Here is a 14,780-nt window from a genome sequence, read left to right as displayed (position 1 = left end):
CGGTCGCGCCCAAGGGCGTTCCTACAGGGAATGGTGGCGCGGGTAAGCGACTACTTCGGAGGGGGCGGTGCGAGCACTTCGCGGTTGCCGTTGTGCTGTGGCGCGCTGACCACGCCGTCCTGCTCCATCTGCTCGATCAGCCGCGCGGCGCGGTTGTAGCCGATGCGCAGGTGGCGCTGCACGCCGGAGATCGAGGCGCGGCGGGTCTGGGTGACCACGGCGACCGCCTTGTCGTACAGCTGCGCATCGGCGTCGCCACCTTCTTCGCCGTCCTGCGGCAGGCCCGAGTCGTTGATGAACTTGCCGTCGGAAGTAGCCTGCACCTCTTCCAGCACGCCCTCGATGTATTGCGGCGCGCCTTGGGCCTTGAGCCAGGCGACCACGCCATGCACTTCGTGGTCGTCCACGAACGCGCCATGGACGCGCTCGGGCGTGGCGGTGCCGGGCGGCAGGTAGAGCATGTCGCCGTGGCCGAGCAGCGCTTCGGCGCCGGACTGGTCGAGGATCGTGCGCGAGTCGATCTTGCTGGACACCTGGAACGCGATGCGGGTCGGGATGTTCGCCTTGATCAGGCCGGTGATCACGTCCACCGACGGGCGCTGCGTGGCCAGCACCAGGTGCACGCCCGCGGCGCGCGCCTTCTGCGCCAGGCGGGCGATCAGCTCCTCCACCTTCTTGCCGACGATCATCATCATGTCGGCGAATTCGTCGATGATGATGACGATGTAGGGCAGCGGCTCCAGCGGCTCGGCCGCCAGGTTGGGCATCTCGGGATTGGGACGGAACAGCGGGTCGAGCAGCGGCTGGCCGGCCGCCTCCGCGTCCTTGACCTTCTTGTTGAAGCCGCCCAGGTTGCGCACGCCCACCGCGGCCATCAGCTTGTAGCGGCGCTCCATCTCGGCCACGCACCAGCGCAGCGCATTGGCCGCTTCCTTCATGTCGGTCACGACCGGTGCCAGCAGATGCGGGATGCCCTCGTAGACCGAGAGCTCCAGCATCTTCGGATCGATCATGATCATGCGCACGTCTTTCGGGCTCGCCTTGTAGAGCAGCGAGAGCACCATCGCGTTGACCGCGACGGACTTGCCCGAACCGGTGGTGCCGGCCACCAGCAAGTGCGGCATCTTGGCGAGGTCCGTGACCACCGGCTTGCCGCCGATGTCCTTGCCCAGCGCCAGCGCCAGCGGCGATTTCATCTGGTCGTACTTGTCCGAGCGCAGGATCTCGGACAGATACACGATCTGCTTGCGGGTATTGGGGATTTCCAGGCCGATCACGTTCTTGCCCGGGATCACATCGACCACGCGCACGCTCACCACCGACAGGCCGCGGGCGATGTCCTTGTCCAGGCTGGAGACCTGCGAGCCGCGCACGCCGGCGGCCGGCTCCAGCTCGAAGCGGGTGATGACGGGGCCGGGATAGACGCCGACCACCTTGGCCTCGATGCGGAAGTCCTTGAGCTTGAGCTCGACTTGGCGCGAGAGCACTTCGAGCGTCTCTTCCGAGTAGCCCGGGCCCTGCTCCGGCGCCTCGTCGAGCAGCGACAGCGGCGGCAGTTCCCCGGGCTGCGAGGCGCCGACGAACAGCGGAATCTGCGTTTCGAGCTTTGCGCGCTCGCTTTTTGCTACCGGCGCGGGGGGCGTCTCGATGCGGACCGGCTCGCGCTTGGCCTGCTTCACGGCCTCGGCTTTCTTGACCACTTCGCGCTCGGCGCGCGCCTGCTGCGCCTTGGCCACGTCCGGCGCCTGCTTGAGCTTGCCGCGCAGCCAGCCGAAGGCGACCAGCGTGCCCTGCCCGGTCCAGTCCATCACCTTGAACCAGGACAAGCCGGTGGCCAGCGTCACCGCGATCAGGAACAGCGCCAGCAGCAGCAGCGGCGCGCCCTTCTCGCCGAACGCCTGCAGCAATCCGTGCCCGACCCACTGCCCGATGATGCCACCGGTGCCCTGGGGCAGCACGGCTTCGCTGAAGTTGAGATACATCAGCGCCGGCGCGGTGATGAAGAAGAACACGAAACCGATCAGCCGCAGCGAGGATTCCCACGGGTGCTCGGCGTTTTCGCCGCGCTGGCGCAGCACCTGCACGCCCAGCAGCAGGAGCAACAGCGGAAAGCAATAGGAAACCCAGCCGAAGATGTAGCGCAGCAGGTTGGCGATGTTGGCGCCGACGGAGCCACCCAGGTTGCGCGCGTGCTCGATGGAACCGACGTGGCCCCAGCTCGGGTCCTGATCGTTGTAGCTGGCCAGGCAGACCAACAGGTAGACGGCCAGCGGCAACAGCAGCAACGCGCCGGCTTCGCGCAGGCGGCGCTTGGCTTCTTCGCTCAGGCCGGTGGATTCGGGTGCTTTCTTTACGTTTGCTGCGCTTCGCGCCACCGGAGTGGATTCCCCTCGAGACTTCGCACCAAGTCTACACAGGGCAAGGAGGGGGTAGAAGCTTGATTTTTCTCGAAAGGCGCAGGTTTTGGAGAGCTGCGCTTACCGTCCATGGAAACGTGGGGTGGGCCTTAGTCTGCCAAAGCCAGAGGCCTCCCCAACCCCTTCCCCCGGCTGCGCCGGGGGAAGGGAGAGCAGAACCAGGACTCAGACCATGCCCTGCAGGGCCGGATGGACCAGCTTGCCGCCGTCGACGTTGATACCACCGGCCAGCGGGGCGTGCTCGCGCCACTGGTTGCCGGCAGCAAGGCGCTGCACGTACGGCAGGATCGCGGCGGAGATCGCCAGCGAGGAGGTCTGCGGCACGGCGCCCGGCATGTTGGTCACGCAGAAGTGCGTCACGCCGTGCACGTCGTAGGTCGGCTCCTTCCAGGTGGTCGGCCTGGAGGTCTCGAAGCAGCCGCCCTGGTCGATCGAGATGTCGACCAACACCGAGCCCTTCTCCATGGTCTTGACCATGTCCTCGGTGACCACGCGCGGCGCCTTGGCGCTGGGGATCAGCACGGCGCCGACGACCAGGTCGGCATCGCGCACTTCCTGCGCCACGGTGGATTCGTAGGCGTACAGCGCGGTCACGTTCGGGCCCATCGCCATCATTTCGGCCAGGCGGTCCTGGCGCTTGTCGAACACCACCACGTTGGCACCCGCGGCGGCGGCCAGCGCGGCAGCGTTGCCACCGGCGGCGCCGGCGCCCAGCACGACCACCTTGCCGCGCGGCGTGGAGGCCATGCCGCCCAGCAGCTTGCCCTTGCCGCCCTGCGGGCGATGAAGCAGGGTCGTACCGATTTGCGTGGCGATGCGGCCGGCGATCACCGACATCGGCAGCAGCAGCGGCAGGCCGCCGTTCTCTTCGACCGACTCGAACGCCACGCCGGTCAGGCCGATGTCGAGCAGCGACTTGGTCAGCGCCGGCTCGGCGGCCAGGTGCAGGTAGCAGAACAGCAGGTGGTGCTTCTTCAGCAGGGCCAGGTCGCCGGCGATCGGCTCCTTGACCTTGACGATCAGCTCGCCCTTCTCGTACAGCGCGGCGGCGTCGGGAACGACGGTGATGCCTTCCTTGGTGTAGGCCTCGTCGGAGAAGCCGCTCTTCTCGCCGGCGCCGGCCTGGATGAACACCTCGTGGCCGCGGCGGACCAGGTCGGCGGCAGCAGCGGGGACGAGGGCGACGCGCCCTTCGAGGGTCTTGGTTTCGGAAGGAATACCGATACGCATGGCAGTTAGCAATCCTGTGGGGTTGGGCCGGCGCAAACGCGTCGACAGTGTGGGAAACCGGGAAGCGGAAGCTTGAATCGCTCGTCGCCCTTCCCCATCCTTGCGGGTTCCAAGCGCCGACTCTGCGGCGCGGCAGCATCCATGTCGCGCCCGGTCAAGGCAAATAACGATCAAAGCCGTCTGCAAACCCAAGGATTATAACGATGAGCACCCCCAAACACAGCCGCCTGCTGATCCTCGGCTCGGGCCCCGCCGGCTACACCGCAGCGGTGTATGCCGCGCGCGCCAACCTCAAGCCGACGCTGATCACCGGCCTGCAGCAGGGCGGCCAGCTCATGACGACTACGGAAGTGGACAACTGGCCGGGCGACGTCGAGGGCCTGCAGGGCCCCGCGCTGATGCAGCGCATGGCCGAGCACGCCGAGCGCTTCCACACCGAGATGATCTTCGACCACATCCACGTCGTGGATCTCAACCAGCGTCCGTTCCGCCTCAAGGGCGATTCGGGCGAATACACGGCCGACGCGCTGATCATCGCCACCGGCGCCACCGCCAAGTACCTGGGAATCGCCAGCGAGGAGAAGTTCAAGGGGCGCGGCGTGTCCGCCTGTGCCACCTGCGACGGCTTCTTCTTCCGCGAGCAGGACGTGGTGGTGGTCGGCGGCGGCAATACCGCGGTGGAAGAAGCGCTCTATCTCGCCAACATCGCCCGCAAGGTCACCCTGGTGCATCGCCGCGACAAGCTTCGCGCCGAGAAGATCATGCAGGACAAGCTGTTCGAGAAGGCCGCCGCCGGCAAGGTCGAACTGGTCTGGAACAGCACCATCGACGAAGTATTGGGCGACCAGTCCGGCGTGACCGGCGTGCGGGTGAAGGATGTCAATTCGGGCGCCACACGCGATATCGAGGCGACCGGCTTCTTCGTCGCCATCGGCCATACGCCCAATACCGGCATTTTCGAAGGCCAGCTGGAAATGCACGACGGGTATATCAAGATCCGCAGCGGTACCAGCGGCATGGCGACGGCGACCTCGGTGCCGGGCGTATTCGCCGCCGGTGACGTGGCCGACCACGTGTATCGCCAGGCGATCACCTCGGCCGGTTTCGGCTGCATGGCCGCGCTGGACGCCGAGCGCTGGCTCGACCAGCAGCACCTGATCGGCTGAGTTCGGCCCAGCCGCGAGGGGGCGAAACCGGCGACGCCCCCTGTAGGAGCGCCCCCTGTGCGCGACCGCCCGTAGCCCCATGGTCGCGCACAGGGTGCGCTCCTACAGACGGGCCATAAAAAAGCCCCATGCGCGAGCATGGGGCTTTTCTTTCATCAAGACGCGAGGAGTGCGATCAGGCCGCCACTTCCACGCCCGAAGCCTGGGCGCCCTTCGGGCCCTGGGTGACTTCGAACTTCACGCGCTGGCCTTCCTGAAGGCTGCGGAAACCCTTGGAATTGATGGCCGAGAAATGGACGAACACATCCTCCCCACCGTCCTCAGGCGCGATGAAGCCAAAGCCCTTGGCATCGTTGAACCACTTGACCGTACCGAAACGCATTGCGTGAACCTCTGACTAGGACTGGATGCACCAAGGTATTTGAGCTGGACCGCCGTTTCCCCTTGGTCAGCCGCCCCTGGCACGGGCAAAAGTATCAGCATGTTTACTGGTAAAGCGCAATATGCGGGATTAACTTTCGTGCGATAAAGCCATTAGCTGATTAGGACAGCATTGCCTTGAGCAATACCGGAACCTGCGCTGTGGCGGCCGCCAGGTGGGCAAAAATCTCCTCGATACTGATTTCCGCCTCGTCCCCGCAGCCGGCGGCGAAGTTCGCCACGAGCGACAGGCAGGCGTATTGGAGCTCCAGTTCGCGCGCCAGGGCCGCCTCCGGCATGCCGGTCATGCCGACCAGGTCGCAGCCGTCACGCTTCATGCGGGCGATCTCGGCGCGGGTTTCCAGCCGCGGCCCCTGGGTGGCGCCGTAACAGCCGCCGTCGATCACCGCTATGCCCGCCCTGCCCGCCGCATCCAGCAACGCCTGCCGCAGCGAGGCGGTATAGGGCTCGCTGAAGTCGATGTGCTTGACCTCGGCGCCCTCGACGTCGCAGAAGCTGGTGGCCCGGCCATGGGTATAGTCGATCAGCTGGTCAGGCACCACCAGCGTGCGCGGGCCCATGTCGGCCCGGATGCCGCCTACGGCGTTGACGCCGATCACCCGTCGGGCACCCAGCGCGTGCAGCGCCCACAAGTTGGCGCGGTAGTTGACCCGGTGCGGCGCCAGCGTGTGGCTTTCGCCGTGGCGCGCCAGGAAGGCCAGCCGCTTGCCGGCGAAGTCGCCCAGCACCACCTCACCCGAGGCCGGGCCGTAAGGGGTTTCCAGCGCGCGCCGGCTGACGTTCTCCAGGCCCGGAAACTGGTACAGGCCGCTGCCGCCGATGACGGCCAGGTCGATAAGGGAGGACTCTGCCATAGATGAAACCCGCAAACGGAAGAGAGGAAACGGGAGCGCGGGAAGCGCCGTAGGGTGGGCTTCAGCCCACCATCCGCACGCTGCGGCGGAATGTCGGTGAGCTGAAGCCCACCCTACGACCGCAACGCATAGATGGCCGGCAAGTTGCGGCCCTGCTCGTAGTAATCCATGCCGTAGCCGAACACGTAGCGGTCCGGCAGCTCCACGCCGTTGAAGTCCGGGGCGATGCCTGCCACGCAACGGTCATGCAGCTTGCGGCAGAGGCTGGCGATCAGCACGCGCCTGGCGCCGCGCTTCATGCAGTCGTCGCGCACGGCCTTGAGCGTGTGGCCCTCGTCGAGGATGTCGTCGACCAGCAGCACGGTACGACCGGCCAGCGCCGCCTGCGGTTCGCGCAGCCAGCACAGGTCGCTGCCGGCGGTGGCGCCGCGGTAGCGGGTGGCGTGCACGTAGTCGAACTCCAGGTCGGTGCGGATCGACAACGCGAGTTGGCCGGCGAACATCAGCGCGCCGTTCATCACGGTCAGGAACACGGCGCGCTCGCCGTCGAGGGTGGCGTCGATGCGCCGGCCGAGGTCGGCGATCACGGTTTCCAGTTCGTCGCGCTCGAACAGCACCTCGGCGTTGGCCAGCGCCTGCGCCAGCGGGGGAAGCGGAGTGGTCATGCGTTTCCTTCGGGTTCGTGCAGCGCGGTAACGCGTGCGATGAAGCGGTCGCGCTGCGGATTGTCCAGGAGGCCATCCCAGGTCGCGCCGATGGCGCCACGCATCGGTGCGAGGCGCTCCATGGCGTCGTCGGCCAAGAGCGGCAATGCGGCGATCGCCTCATCCACCACCTCGGGGAAGCAGGCCAGCACCAGGTCGCAGCCGGCGGCCAGGTGGGCCTTCACCCGTGCGCCGACGCCACCGGCGGCGCCCGCTGCGGCCATACTGATGTCGTCGCTGATGACGACGCCGGCGAAGCCCAGTTCGCCACGCAGGACGCCCTCGATCCATACGGGCGAGAAGCCGGCCGGACGGTCGTCGACTTCCGGGTAGATCACGTGCGCCATCATTACCGCCTCGGCATGCGCCTCGATGGCTTCGGCGAACGGGCGCAGGTCGGCATCGCGGATGGCTTCCAGCGAGCGCGGATCGATCGCCTGTGCCTTGTGTGTATCGGCAGCCACCGAACCGTGGCCGGGGAAATGCTTGAGCACCGCCGCCATGCCGCCCAGGTGCATGCCGCGCACGTAGGCCTGGGCCAGCTCGCCGGCGATGGCCGGGTCGGCGTGGAACGCGCGCGGGCCGATCGCGGCGCTGCCGCGCGCCAGGTCCACCACCGGAGCGAAGCTGAAATCCACCCCGCAGGCGCGCAGTTCGCTGGACATGACCCAGGCGTGCTCCTCGGCCAGGCGCACGGCATCGTCCGGATCGTGCGCATAGGTCGCGCCGATCCTCGACAGTGCCGGCAAGCGGGTGAAACCTTCGCGGAAGCGCTGTACCGGACCGCCTTCCTGGTCAACCGCGACCAGCAGATGCTCGCCACCGACCTCGCGAATGGATTCGGCAAGGCGTATCAGCTGCTCGCGGTTGGCGTAATTGCGCGCGAACAGGATGACCCCCGCCACGCCCGGCGCGACCAGCCAGTCGCGCTCGCGCGGTTCGAGTTCCAGCCCGGCCAGGCCGATCAGCAGCATGCCTGCTCTCCTGCGGTCTGTTCGCCGTCGGCCGCGGCGCGCTCGGCCTCGGTCCAGCGCGCGAACGGGTGAGCGATCAGGTTGACGTTGTAGTAGCGCGCCAGCGCGCTGACCTCGCGGCCCAGCCAGGCCGGGCGCGGAAACCCGGCATCGGCGGTGGGAAGCTCCACTTCGGCGACTACCAGGCCGGCGTTGTCGCCCAAGAACTCGTCGATCTCGAACAGCGTTCCGTCGACCTCGACGTGGTGACGCACCTTCTCGAGCACGCCGTCGCAAAGCGAGCCCAGCATCGACTGTGCGTCCTCCAGCGGTATCGGGTATTCGAACTCGGCGCGTTCGATGCCGAGCGTGGCGCTCTTGATGTTCAGCCACGCCCGTTCGCCTGCGCGACGCACGCGCACCGAGGCACGCGCGTGGCCCTCGTGCAGCGCCTGCGCGCCGACCAGGTAGCCCTGGGCGATCTGCTCGCTGCGCACGATCGACTGGCGCCAGGTGTCGCCAGCCAACAGGAATTTGCGTTCGATCTCGGTGGCCATCGGAAGCGGCAAGCGCAAGGCGGATCGTCAAGGATAGGCGCTGGGGGGCGTGATGGCGAGAACTGCGCCCTTCCGGAGCGTTCCGTTGACGAGCCCTTGTCTACGAACGCGGGGAGAGGCGGCAGGCGGATGGGACTGCATTCCAGGCCGAATGCCTTGGTGGTCTGCCGCAAGGTCTCCCCCATCCGCCCTGCGGGCACCTTCCCCCGTAAACGGGGGAAGGTTCTTGGGGCTCGACGAGGCGGTCCCGAGCCTTTCCACCGCGATCGCGGTGGGAAGGTGCCGACATGCCGCTGGCGCGCTTTCGATCGGAATGCCCGCTTTGTCGCGAGGCCCTCGCGTCCCTCGTCCGCGAGAGAAGCCCGGTACCGCCTAGCGTCGCTCGAACAGCGCGATCGACTCCACGTGCGCGGTGTGGGGAAACATGTCCATCACGCCGGCAGCCGTGAGCTCGAAGCCGTGGCGATGCACCAGCAGGCCGGCATCGCGGGCCAGCGAGGCCGGGTGGCAGGAGACGTAGACGATGCGGTCGGTGCCCTTGCGCGGCAGGTACTCCAGCACCTGCTCGGCGCCAGCCCGCGGCGGGTCGAGCAGGATCTTGTCCCACCCGGCGCGGGCCCAGGCGCTGCCGCGCTGGTCCTCGAACAGGTTGGCGACATGGAACGTCGCGTTGGCGATGCCGTTGCGCGCGGCGTTGGCGGCGGCTCGCTCGACCAGCCCGTGCTCGCCCTCGACCCCGGCGACCTCGGCCACGCGCCGCGCGATCGGCAGGGTGAAGTTGCCCAGGCCGCAGAACAGATCGAGCACGCGGTCGGTCGGTTGCGGATCGAGCAGCTCCATCGTCCGCGCCAGCATGCGCCGGTTCATGCCGGCATTGACCTGCACGAAATCCAGGGGCTGGAACTCCAGCTCCACATCGGCCACGCCCTCGCCGGCCGGCAGCCGGAAGGTCAGCCGCGGCTGCTCGGGCCACAGCGGGTGCACGCTGCTGACGCCGCCCGGTTGCAGGTAGATCGCCAGACCGTGCGCCTTGCCGAAGGCGACCAGCGCCTGGCTGTCCCGTTCACTCAGCGGCTTGAGGTGCCGGAACACCAGGGCGACGGTGTCGTCGCCGGCGGCGAACTCGATCTGCGGAATGTCGTTGGCCGCGTCCAGGCCCCCGATCAGCTCGGCCAGCAAGCCGATCCGACTGCCGATGGCCGGGTGCGCCACCTCGCAATGGCTGATGTCGGCCACGAAGCGCGGGTTGGACTCCTCGCGGAACCCGACCAGCACGCGTCCCTTCTTGGCCACCGCGCGCACCGACAGGCGGCCCTTGCGGCGATAGCCCCAGGGTGCGTCGGTGAGCGGCTCAAGCCAGCGCTTGGGTTCGACCTTGCCGATCCGCGCGAAGTTGTCCGACAGCACGCGCTGCTTGGCCTGGATCTGGGCCGGCGCGTCCAGGTGCTGCAAGGAACAGCCGCCGCATTGGCCGAAGTGCGCGCACTGCGGCTCGACGCGATGCGGCGAGCGCTCGAGCACTTCGAGCGTCTCGGCTTCGTCGAAGTTGCGGTGGCGCTTGCGTATCCCTAGGCGAACCTGCTCGCCCAGCAGTGCACCGCTGACGAACACGGTCTTGCCGTCGATGCGGGCGACGCCGCGGCCGTCATGGGCCAGGTCGGTAATGGTGGCTTCGAATTCTTTCATGGCACTCGTAAAACGCCTGCGCCCGGATCGGCGACCCGGGCGCAGCGGTCAAACAGGGGAACGGAGGGCGCGGCTTACTTGCGCTTCCAGGCGCCCGAAGCGTCCTGATAATACCAGCCGGCGTGGGCGCGCTCGATCCAGCCCTTGGCGAAGGTGGCACGGATCTGCGGCTCCCACTCGGGGTGGCCGTTGGCGCGGGCAATCTCCCGATACAGCGCATTGCGGTCGCTGTTCTCGTCCGCCACGGCGGCGGTGGCCTGCGCGCGCTTGCTGAGCGGGATCTTGCCGGCATCGTGCACGGCCACCAGCCCGTCCTTGGTAAAGCCCACCGCGCCGGAGTCGAGCAGCGCCTGCAAGGTGTTCTGGAAGCGCGCCTGCATGCGACCGCGGATCGCCTCGGTGGCCGGCGTCTGCACACGGATGTCGGGCGTGTCGGCATACGCGGCCGGCACCAGCAGGTCGAGAAGCATGGCCGAGGGGCGCGTCGGCTCCTGGGTCTGCGGCGCGGGCTTGGCGTCCTGCGCCGGCGCGCTGCCTTGGTCGATCACCGTACCGATGAAGCGATCGGCGGCCTTCTGCGCGGCGGCCTCGGGAAAGTACACGTTGATCGTGACGCAACCGACCAGGGCGACCATCACGGTGGTCAGCAGGGCGTAGACGAGCTTGCGCATGGATGGGCTCCTGAGGGTGTGTGTCAGCGGACCTGCGGGCCGCCGCCTTCGGTGGCCGCCTTCAGCCGGCTCACCAGGGTGGGCCAGTCGACCTCGTGCTGGTGGCCGATGACCTGGAGGTGCGGCAAACCGCTGCCCTCGACGATAGTGTAACCGTCCCCGCTATTCTCCAGCCCGCTCATGTGGCAGACCGTGCCGACCAGCGTGCAGTTGAGGCCGATACGCGCGTAGCCGAAGGTCTTGAAGAGCTTGAGCACCGCGCCTTGCAGGCCGGCGGCGATGCCGCCGCCACCGACCGAGGTGAGGTTGTTGACCGCACGCTGGCTGATCCGGCCGCCTTCATCGGCAAGCAGATGCGCCTCGAACGCGACCGGTTGCCAGTCGACCAGGCGAAGGTTGGCGATGCTGCCGTGCAGTGGGCCGGTGATGCTGCCGAAGTCGAACACGCTGGTGATCGAGCCCAGGTCCAGCTGGCGCAAGCCGATGTCCGCCGCCAGCACCGGGCTGGGCCCGAACGGCTGCGTCAGCGCGAGCTGGGTGATGTCCACGAAGCCGTTGAAGACGTTGACCGACAGGCCGCCGGACAACTCCACCGTGTCGTCCACCCAGCGCAGCGACGGGATCGCACCGCCGAGCGTGCCGGGAAACTGCGGCCAGCCCATCGTCTTGCTGAAGGCGGCCATATCCACGCCGGTGACGGCCAGCGAGGTTTCCAGCCGCTGGCCCCTGGCTGCGGCGGGGCGCCAGTCGAGCTGGCTCATGCGCACCGTGCCGCCGAGCAGGGCGACCGCCAGTGGCTGGGTCAATCCGAGCGTGCCGCCCTGGCTACGCCACTGTGCCCTGGCCGGTCCGAATGGCAGGCGATACAGGCGCAGAGCACGCCAACCGAGGCTGGTGGTGGGTCGATCCGCTTCCGCGGACCAGTCCAACCCGCCGTTGAGGTCGTCGATCGCCAGCCGGCCGTCGGCGGTCGCCAGGCCGAGATGGTCGGCGGTGAAGGCGAAGCCGCGCGGTCCTTCGTCGCGCAGGTCCAGGTTGCCGCTCAGGGCGCCAGTGATGCGCACATCGTGCAGGCCCAGCGTATCCAGCCAGGCGGCGCCGTAACGTTCGTAGGCGGCGGGGAATCGCGCCTGGAAGCGCTCCAGGCGCAACTTGTCGAGGTTGCCCTTGGCATCGAAGGCGAGCGCGCCATCCAGTTGCAGCGCATCGGTATCGTTGACGCGCAAGCGGTTGATCGCCAGCGCGCCGCCCTGGCCGACCGCGGCCACGTTGAGCTGCACAGGGTGGCTGGGGAGCTTCGCGTAGATCGGTCCGAGCAACAGCTCGCCACCGTGCAGCGTGGCATCCACCGTGAACCGAGCGGGGCCGCCCTGGGTGTCGATGCCGAGGCGGCCATTGGCGTCGACGCCTTGCCCGGCCAGCGTCCCGCTGGGGCTGTCGAAACCCACGCCGTCCAGGCTGAATTCACCCGACGACTGGATGCCGTTGTCGTGCACGTCCAGCGCCAGCTCGGCATCCAGTCGCCCGCCCGTGGGCCGGCCAGACCAGACCGTGCCGAGCAATCCGGCCAGCCATTGGGCGGGGAGGTTCTTCAGGGTGATCTGCGCGTGGGTGGTCTGGTCGAGCGGAACCCAGGCGCTGGCGGCCGCCGCGGCCTGGGTGACATCCGCCTGCAGCGTGTTGGCGCGCTGGTCGATCACCAGGTGCACGTCGGAATTGCCCAGTGCCCCGCCCGGTGCGCCGCGCAGGGCGACGGTGCCGTCCAGCAACCAGCGCATCTGCAGGTCGCGCGACAGTACGCCTTCCAGGTCCAGCCCGACGCGGCGCCAACCCATCGCCGCGACGTCGGCGCGTGCGGCGTGGAGCTTGAGCGCCAGCCCGCCGTTGCCGTCCTCGCCGATGTGCAGGCTCACCTGTTGCAGCCGCACGCCGGGCACCGCGACCACCTTGGCGGTCAGTTCGACATCCGCGCGGGCGGGCCCCGTCCACGCGGCGACGAGGAGCAGGCCCAGGCATAGCAACAGGCGGCGGGAGAAAGCGAGCATGTGCCATCATTCTGCCAAAGCCAGCTGAACGACATGGATTTCGTCAATGAGCACAGCCGCCTTTCTGCGCCAGCCACCGCCCTCCAGCCTTCCCCTGCCCTATGTGCTGGTGGCCGACGACGACCCGGCCAGCCGCCGTTTCCTCGGCGACGGACTGCGCGCCCTGGGTGCACAGGTGCACGAATGCGCCGACGGCCAGCTGGCGCTGGCGCGCGCCGCCATCGAAACCTTCGACCTGCTGCTGCTGGACTGCCGCATGCCCGGCGCCGGCGCGCGCGACGTGCTGGCGGCCCTGCGCGCCGACGCCACTGCGCGTTCGGCCGACGCGCCGGCGGTGGCGACCAGCGCCGAAGTTTCGACCGAGGATCGCCAACAATTGCTGGCCGCCGGCTTCAGCGACGTGCTGCTCAAGCCCTGCGAACTGGACGCGCTGCGCCCGCTGGTCACGCTCGCCCGCAACAGCGGCCGCCACACGCCGCTGCTGGACGATGCCGCCGGGCTGGTCAGCAGCGGCGATGCAGGCACGATGCAGGCGCTGCGCGGCCTGCTGCGCGAGGAGCTGGCGACGCTTCTGCAGGAATTGGACCTCTTCTGCCGTGAACCGTCACGCCTGATCGACCGGCTGCACCGGCTGCGTTCGGCCTGCGGCTTCTGCGGTGCCGCCGCGCTGGCGTTGCAGGCGACCCATCTGCAGCGACAGGTGGAGGTCGATGGCTCCGTAGGCGACGGGGCCCAGGAGCGATTCCGGCAAGCCCTCGCCGCGACTCTGGCGGTGCTGGAGCGCTGAGCGCAACGCAACGCGTCGTCAGGCCACTGGAAACAGGATCCCGCGTGAGGCTGAGAACCCTACTTCATCCTGTGCTGCTGTTTGCTGCCGTCGGTCCGGCGGTGGGAACACTCGCGTTTTCCGCCGTCCTCGCATTTCCGAACGCATCAGCGCCGCGCATCGTGCTCGGGACACTGCTCGCCTTCGCGCTGTCCCTGCCCCTGGGCTACATCCTGCAAGCAGTTCCGTTCGCCCTGACCGGTGCGGTGGCCGGCGCGCTGTGTTCCCACCGGACCACGCTTCCTCGGGCAACGCTTGTCGTGCTCACCGGCGCGATTTCGGCGTCCTGGATGCAATGGGGAAGGCTGTTCCAGTTCGGCTGGAGCGCGGTTGACTGGCGCTTTCCCGCGATCGGCGCAATCGCCGCCGCGGCGTCCCTGCTGGCGTACGTGCTGCGGCCTTCGTCCAGACCGACACGCCTTCGCGACAGGCTCGGGTCGAGCCCTCGTGCCGGGTGAATGGCTCAGCCCGATTGCCGCCGTGACATGGCCGCGGCCAGCACGCGCCATGCGTGCAGCTCGCCACCACCGAGGTGGAAGCGGATGACCTCGCGCATGAGACGACGCAGCGCCGCCAGCCCCGTGGCGTCGGGACATTGGTCGGTGGTGAGCGCCAGCAGGTCCGCCCCGCGGATCCCCCGCGGCGCATCGGGTGGGCAGGCCACCGGGCCATGTTCGACCTGGTAGCGATACCAGCCTTCCGGTGCCACCGGTTCGCCGCTGTCGGCCTCGGTATCCAGCTGCAGCGCATAGCCGATCGCCGCGAGCAGGTCGCGTTCGAAGCGCCGCAGTTGCCAGGCCAGCGCGCCAGGCCCGGCCAGGCGCGGCAGGGTGCGCGCGTAGGCCTCGAACAGCTCGGGTAGCGGATCCTGGCGACCGGTCAGGCGCACCACCAGTTCATTGAGGTAGAGCCCGGCCAGGCCCGCGTCGCCGGTCAGCCTGAGCGGTGTGCTGGCCGGTTCGGCCGCGCGCAGGGTGGCCAGTTCACCACGCAGCAGCAGGTCCAGCGCCAACGGCTGGAACGGTTCGAGCTGCGCACGCTGCACCCGCGCCCGTTCGCGCCGCACGCCGCGCGCGACCACGCCCAGGCGGCCGTGGTCGCGGGTGAGGCATTCGAGCAGCAGCGAGGTCTCCCGGTAGGGCCTCGCATGCAGGACGTAGGCGGGCTGCTGGTCGAGGAGCATGGTCTAGAGCCGGGATCGGGAATGGGAAAACCGGAATCGCCAGGCGG

At 68.4% G+C, this 14,780-nt stretch carries 14 protein-coding genes; 3 read left to right on the top strand and 11 right to left on the bottom strand.

Annotated elements, in window-relative coordinates:
- Nucleotides 1-50: 50 nt before the first annotated feature.
- Together ACFWZ3_RS02435 and ald are read right to left on the bottom strand one after the other, a co-directional pair.
- Entirely contained in the window at nucleotides 51-2,375 is a 2,325-nt protein-coding gene (locus ACFWZ3_RS02435) for a DNA translocase FtsK (RefSeq protein ID WP_439706183.1), read from the bottom strand.
- 207 nt (nucleotides 2,376-2,582) lie between these two features.
- Nucleotides 2,583-3,647, bottom strand: a complete 1,065-nt coding sequence (gene ald, locus ACFWZ3_RS02430; RefSeq protein WP_439706182.1) for an alanine dehydrogenase — start codon at nucleotides 3,645-3,647, stop codon at nucleotides 2,583-2,585.
- Between the two features lie 203 nt (nucleotides 3,648-3,850).
- Here ald and trxB point away from each other — a divergent pair, with 203 nt between their 5' ends.
- A complete protein-coding gene (gene trxB / locus ACFWZ3_RS02425; protein ID WP_439702105.1) occupies nucleotides 3,851-4,813 on the top strand; it encodes a thioredoxin-disulfide reductase in 963 nt (320 codons plus the stop codon).
- A gap of 175 nt (nucleotides 4,814-4,988) precedes the next feature.
- On the opposite strand, the gene ACFWZ3_RS02420 is transcribed toward trxB, so the two are convergent.
- From ACFWZ3_RS02420 to ACFWZ3_RS02385, 8 genes are all read right to left on the bottom strand, one after another.
- Complete coding sequence (locus tag ACFWZ3_RS02420; RefSeq protein ID WP_090053863.1) at nucleotides 4,989-5,195, bottom strand: cold-shock protein; 207 nt, start codon at nucleotides 5,193-5,195, stop codon at nucleotides 4,989-4,991.
- Nucleotides 5,196-5,355: 160 nt separating this feature from the next.
- Nucleotides 5,356-6,108, bottom strand: a complete 753-nt coding sequence (locus ACFWZ3_RS02415) for an S-methyl-5'-thioinosine phosphorylase (RefSeq protein WP_439706181.1) — start codon at nucleotides 6,106-6,108, stop codon at nucleotides 5,356-5,358.
- A 113-nt stretch (nucleotides 6,109-6,221) separates the two neighbouring features.
- Entirely contained in the window at nucleotides 6,222-6,773 is a 552-nt protein-coding gene (locus ACFWZ3_RS02410) for a hypoxanthine-guanine phosphoribosyltransferase (RefSeq protein ID WP_439706180.1), read from the bottom strand.
- Nucleotides 6,770-7,786: a beta-N-acetylhexosaminidase gene (gene nagZ / locus ACFWZ3_RS02405; protein WP_439706179.1), complete on the bottom strand. Its 1,017-nt coding sequence runs from the start codon at nucleotides 7,784-7,786 to the stop codon at nucleotides 6,770-6,772. Before nagZ ends, ACFWZ3_RS02410 begins: the two co-directional genes overlap by 4 nt.
- Nucleotides 7,777-8,322: a CYTH domain-containing protein gene (locus ACFWZ3_RS02400; protein ID WP_439706209.1), complete on the bottom strand. Its 546-nt coding sequence runs from the start codon at nucleotides 8,320-8,322 to the stop codon at nucleotides 7,777-7,779. The genes nagZ and ACFWZ3_RS02400 overlap by 10 nt, the downstream gene beginning before the upstream one ends.
- Before the next feature lie 372 nt (nucleotides 8,323-8,694).
- Nucleotides 8,695-10,008: a 23S rRNA (uracil(1939)-C(5))-methyltransferase RlmD gene (gene rlmD, locus ACFWZ3_RS02395; RefSeq protein ID WP_439706178.1), complete on the bottom strand. Its 1,314-nt coding sequence runs from the start codon at nucleotides 10,006-10,008 to the stop codon at nucleotides 8,695-8,697.
- A 74-nt stretch (nucleotides 10,009-10,082) separates the two neighbouring features.
- Nucleotides 10,083-10,679: a YdbL family protein gene (locus ACFWZ3_RS02390; RefSeq protein WP_439706177.1), complete on the bottom strand. Its 597-nt coding sequence runs from the start codon at nucleotides 10,677-10,679 to the stop codon at nucleotides 10,083-10,085.
- Between the two features lie 23 nt (nucleotides 10,680-10,702).
- Nucleotides 10,703-12,724 (bottom strand): hypothetical protein, encoded by a 2,022-nt coding sequence (locus tag ACFWZ3_RS02385; RefSeq protein ID WP_439706176.1) that lies wholly within the window; start codon nucleotides 12,722-12,724, stop codon nucleotides 10,703-10,705.
- Between the two features lie 46 nt (nucleotides 12,725-12,770).
- Between ACFWZ3_RS02385 and ACFWZ3_RS02380 the strand changes: the two genes are divergently transcribed.
- A complete protein-coding gene (locus ACFWZ3_RS02380; protein ID WP_439706175.1) occupies nucleotides 12,771-13,511 on the top strand; it encodes a response regulator in 741 nt (246 codons plus the stop codon).
- Between the two features lie 44 nt (nucleotides 13,512-13,555).
- Nucleotides 13,556-14,008: a hypothetical protein gene (locus tag ACFWZ3_RS02375; protein ID WP_439706174.1), complete on the top strand. Its 453-nt coding sequence runs from the start codon at nucleotides 13,556-13,558 to the stop codon at nucleotides 14,006-14,008.
- Between the two features lie 5 nt (nucleotides 14,009-14,013).
- Here ACFWZ3_RS02375 and recO read toward each other — a convergent pair whose 3' ends face one another.
- The gene (gene recO, locus ACFWZ3_RS02370) at nucleotides 14,014-14,733 is read right to left on the bottom strand and encodes a DNA repair protein RecO (RefSeq protein ID WP_439706173.1); all 720 of its coding nucleotides are present in this window, start codon (nucleotides 14,731-14,733) and stop codon (nucleotides 14,014-14,016) included.
- Between the last annotated feature and the right edge of the window lie 47 nt (nucleotides 14,734-14,780).

This window comes from Frateuria sp. GZRR35, from assembly GCF_051900415.1.
GTDB lineage: Bacteria > Pseudomonadota > Gammaproteobacteria > Xanthomonadales > Rhodanobacteraceae > Frateuria_A.
The sequence above is the reverse complement of the archived record's forward strand: the minus strand, read 5'-3'. Positions and strand labels throughout refer to the sequence as shown.

What these genes read in the sequence shown, in the direction of transcription:
- ACFWZ3_RS02415 (WP_439706181.1), bottom strand. Translation starts at nt 6,108, where the DNA reads ATGGCAGAGTCCTCCCTTATCGACCTGGCCGTCATCGGCGGCAGCGGC.
- ACFWZ3_RS02380 (WP_439706175.1), top strand. Translation starts at nt 12,771, where the DNA reads ATGAGCACAGCCGCCTTTCTGCGCCAGCCACCGCCCTCCAGCCTTCCC.
- ACFWZ3_RS02400 (WP_439706209.1), bottom strand. Translation starts at nt 8,322, where the DNA reads ATGGCCACCGAGATCGAACGCAAATTCCTGTTGGCTGGCGACACCTGG.
- ald (WP_439706182.1), bottom strand. Translation starts at nt 3,647, where the DNA reads ATGCGTATCGGTATTCCTTCCGAAACCAAGACCCTCGAAGGGCGCGTC.
- rlmD (WP_439706178.1), bottom strand. Translation starts at nt 10,008, where the DNA reads ATGAAAGAATTCGAAGCCACCATTACCGACCTGGCCCATGACGGCCGC.
- ACFWZ3_RS02410 (WP_439706180.1), bottom strand. Translation starts at nt 6,773, where the DNA reads ATGACCACTCCGCTTCCCCCGCTGGCGCAGGCGCTGGCCAACGCCGAG.
- recO (WP_439706173.1), bottom strand. Translation starts at nt 14,733, where the DNA reads ATGCTCCTCGACCAGCAGCCCGCCTACGTCCTGCATGCGAGGCCCTAC.
- nagZ (WP_439706179.1), bottom strand. Translation starts at nt 7,786, where the DNA reads ATGCTGCTGATCGGCCTGGCCGGGCTGGAACTCGAACCGCGCGAGCGC.
- ACFWZ3_RS02420 (WP_090053863.1), bottom strand. Translation starts at nt 5,195, where the DNA reads ATGCGTTTCGGTACGGTCAAGTGGTTCAACGATGCCAAGGGCTTTGGC.
- ACFWZ3_RS02385 (WP_439706176.1), bottom strand. Translation starts at nt 12,724, where the DNA reads ATGCTCGCTTTCTCCCGCCGCCTGTTGCTATGCCTGGGCCTGCTCCTC.
- trxB (WP_439702105.1), top strand. Translation starts at nt 3,851, where the DNA reads ATGAGCACCCCCAAACACAGCCGCCTGCTGATCCTCGGCTCGGGCCCC.
- ACFWZ3_RS02390 (WP_439706177.1), bottom strand. Translation starts at nt 10,679, where the DNA reads ATGCGCAAGCTCGTCTACGCCCTGCTGACCACCGTGATGGTCGCCCTG.